This is a genomic window from Streptomyces phaeoluteigriseus, assembly GCF_001896135.2.
Taxonomy (GTDB): domain Bacteria; phylum Actinomycetota; class Actinomycetes; order Streptomycetales; family Streptomycetaceae; genus Streptomyces; species Streptomyces phaeoluteigriseus.
In genome coordinates, this window is sequence record NZ_MPOH02000021.1 from 8,118 (window position 1) to 11,243 (window position 3,126).

A 3,126-nucleotide genomic window follows, 5' to 3' on the forward strand; every position below is an offset into this window, starting at 1 on the left:
GGTCGTCCTGGTTACTTGGGGTCGCGGTTGAAGAGGGAGGTGGACCAGAGGTAGCCGAGGGCGGAGAGGGCGATGCACCAGGTGATGGCGATCCAGCCGTTGTTGCCGATCTCGGTGCCGAGGAGGAGTCCGCGCAGGGTTTCGATGGCGGGGGTGAAGGGCTGGTATTGGGCGATGGGCTGGAACCAGCCGGGCATGGTGTCGGCGGGGATGAAGGCGCTGGAGATGAGGGGGAGGAGGATCAGGGGCATGGCCATGTTGCTGGCGGCTTCGGCGTTGGGGCTGGCCAGGCCCATGCCGACGGCGATCCAGGTGAGGGCGAGGGCGAAGAGGGCGAGGAGGGCGAAGGCGGCGAGCCATTCGAGGGCGGTGGCGTCGGTGGAGCGGAAGCCGATGGCGAGGGCGACGGCGGCGACGAGGAGGAGGCTGGCGAGGACTTGCAGGACGCTGCCGACGACGTGGCCGATGATGACGGAGCCGCGGTGGATGGCCATGGTGCGGAAGCGGGCGATGACGCCTTCGGCCATGTCGGTGGAGACGGAGACGGCGGCGCCGATGACGGTGCTGCCGATGGTCATCATGAGGATGCCGGGGACGATGTAGGCGATGTAGTCGGAGCGGTCGGCGTTGCCGCCGCCGATGCCGGCGCTCATCACGTCGCCGAAGATGTAGACGAAGAGCAGCAGCATCATGATGGGGGTGAGGAGGAGGTTGAGGGTGAGGGAGGGGTAGCGGCGGGCGTGCAGGAGGTTGCGGCGCAGCATGGTGGTGGAGTCGCGCACGGCGAGGGGGAGGGTGCTCATCGGGCGTTCTCCTTGGGCTGGTGGGGGAGGGTTGCGGGGCCGGTGAGGGCGAAGAAGACGTCGTCGAGGTCGGGGGTGTGGACGGTGAGTTCGTCGGCTTCGATGTTTTCGGTGTCGAGCCAGTCGAGGATGGCGCGCAGTTCGCGCTGGGTGCCGCCGGAGGGGATCTGCAGGGTGAGGGCTTCGTCGTCGCGGGTGACTTCGCCCAGGGCGGTGGCGGCGCTCTCGTAGGCTTGCGGGTCTTCGAAGCGCAGGCGGACGTGGCCGCCGGGGATGAGGCGTTTGAGTTCGTCGGCGGTGCCTTCGGCGGCGATCCGGCCGTTGCTGAGGACGGCGATGCGGTCGGCGAGTTCGTCGGCTTCTTCCAGGTACTGGGTGGTGAGGAAGACGGTGACGCCGTCGGAGACGAGTGCGCGGATGATCTGCCACATGTTGTGGCGGGAGCGGGGGTCCAGGCCGGTGGTGGGTTCGTCGAGGAAGATGATGCGTGGGCTGCCGACCAGGGTCATGGCGAGGTCGAGGCGGCGTTTCATGCCGCCGGAGTAGGTGGAGGCGGGTTTCCTGGCGGCTTCGGTGAGGTCGAAGCGTTCCAGCAGGTCGGCGGTCACCTGGCGGCCCTGGCTCTTGGGCAGGTGGTGCAGGTCGGCCATCAGGAGCATGTTCTCCTCGCCGGTGATCAGGCCGTCGACGGCGGAGAACTGGCCCGTGACACCGATCGCGGCCCGCACCGCCTGGGGATCGGTGGCCAGGTCGTGACCGCCGACGTGCAGGTCACCGGCGTCCGCGGTGATGAGCGTGGACAGGATCTTCACGGCGGTCGTCTTGCCGGCCCCGTTCGGACCGAGCAACGCGAAAAGCCGGACGGCGGACGGCGGTGGTGCCGAACAGCGCCACCCCGGACGGATACACCCGCCCGGAACACCGCCGCCCCCCTCACCGCCCGTCGGCTCAATCCGCGGCTGCGGCTCGTCCTGCGGCTGTACAACCGGCGGTTGGGCCAGCACATCGAGGAACTTCTCGACCAGGCCTCCGCGTTGGCGATCATCGGCGGGGGTGGTGAGTACGCCGTGGGCGACGCCTCCACCACCGTACTGTCCGACGCCGACACCGCCGCCCCCGCGCTGGCCGCGACCGCTGTCGCCGGTACCACCAAAGTCGTCCAGACGGACGGGCTGTTGCTGCGGGCCGTCGAACGGCCCGCTCCCGGGGCCGGGCGGGTCGCCGACCTCGGACCGGCCCCCGGGCTGGCCACGCTCGCGCTGCTGTCCGTGACCGGCAACGACCCCTCCTTCGCGGACGGTTCCGAGGCCAGCGGGGAACAGGGACCGCTGCTGCTGCCGGACGAGGCGACCGTCGCCGCCGCGAGAGGGCGGGGCAGTGTCGTGCTGGAGCAGGTGTCGTACTCGGCCGGGCCCGCGTTGCCCTCCGGGCGGGGGGCCGGGGTCGTGGCGCCGTTCGCCTCGCTGTTCTCGCGGCGGCTGCGGTGGTCGTTGGCGGGGCTCGTGGGGTGTGTCGTCGCGCTCGCGGTGGCGTTGTGGCTGGTGACCGGGGTTCATCCGCTGGGGGCGGTGTATCTGACGCTGCTCGATCTGTTCTCGATCAACGATCCGGCGGTGGGGGCGTCGACCGAGCGACAGGTCCTTCAACTCCTCTCCGGATTCGTGGGGTTGCTGTTGCTGCCGGTGTTGCTGGCCGCTGTGCTGGAGGGGTTGGGTACGTTTCGGACCGCCGGTGCGTTGCGGCGGCCGCCGCGGGGGCTCGGTGGGCATGTGGTGCTGCTGGGGCTGGGGAAGATCGGGACGCGGGTGCTGACTCGGTTGCGTGAGCTGGACATTCCCGTGGTGTGCGTGGAGCTCGCGCCGGAGGCGCGGGGCGTCGCGGTGGCGCGGCGGTTGCGGGTGCCGGTGGTGCTGGGGGATGTCACGCAGGAGGGGGTGCTGGAGGCGGCGAAGATTCATCGGGCGCATGCGTTGCTGGCTGTGACCAGCTCGGACACGACGAATCTCGAAGCCGCCCTGTACGGGCGGTCGTTGCGGCCCGATCTGCGGGTGGTGCTGCGGTTGTACGACGACGACTTCGCTACGGCCGTCTATCGCACGTTGCGGGCTGCGCATCCGCAGGCGTTGACGCGGAGTCGGAGTGTTACGCATCTGGCTGCGCCGTCGTTCGCGGGGGCGATGATGGGGCGGCAGATTCTGGGGGCGATTCCGGTGGAGCGGCGGGTGTTGTTGTTCGCTGTGCTGGAGGTCGGGGGGTATGGGCAGTTGGTGGGGAAGACGGTGGGGGAGACGTTTCGGGCCGGGTATTGGCGGGTGTTGGCGTT

Annotated in this window: 2 protein-coding genes and 1 pseudogene; 1 reads left to right on the top strand and 2 read right to left on the bottom strand. The window is 69.8% G+C overall.

Annotation, left to right across the window (positions count from 1 at the left end; genetic code table 11):
- Positions 1-11 precede the first annotated feature (11 nt).
- Both BM536_RS35960 and BM536_RS35965 read right to left on the bottom strand, forming a co-directional pair.
- On the bottom strand, positions 12-803 hold the full coding sequence (locus BM536_RS35960; RefSeq protein WP_073500211.1) for an ABC transporter permease: 792 nt from the start codon (positions 801-803) through the stop codon (positions 12-14).
- Positions 800-1,660, bottom strand: a pseudogene (locus BM536_RS35965) (ATP-binding cassette domain-containing protein); the annotation flags it as partial. The gene BM536_RS35960 and the pseudogene BM536_RS35965, both read right to left, overlap by 4 nt.
- On the opposite strand from BM536_RS35965, the gene BM536_RS35970 reads away from it, so the two are divergent.
- Positions 1,568-3,126 (top strand): potassium channel family protein (locus BM536_RS35970; protein WP_107439656.1); only part of this gene is annotated, 1,559 nt, incomplete at its 3' end. The pseudogene BM536_RS35965 and the gene BM536_RS35970 sit on opposite strands and share 93 nt — an antisense overlap.

Coding starts and splice junctions, on each gene's coding strand:
- BM536_RS35960 (WP_073500211.1), bottom strand. CDS start 803: ATGAGCACCCTCCCCCTCGCCGTGCGCGACTCCACCACCATGCTGCGC.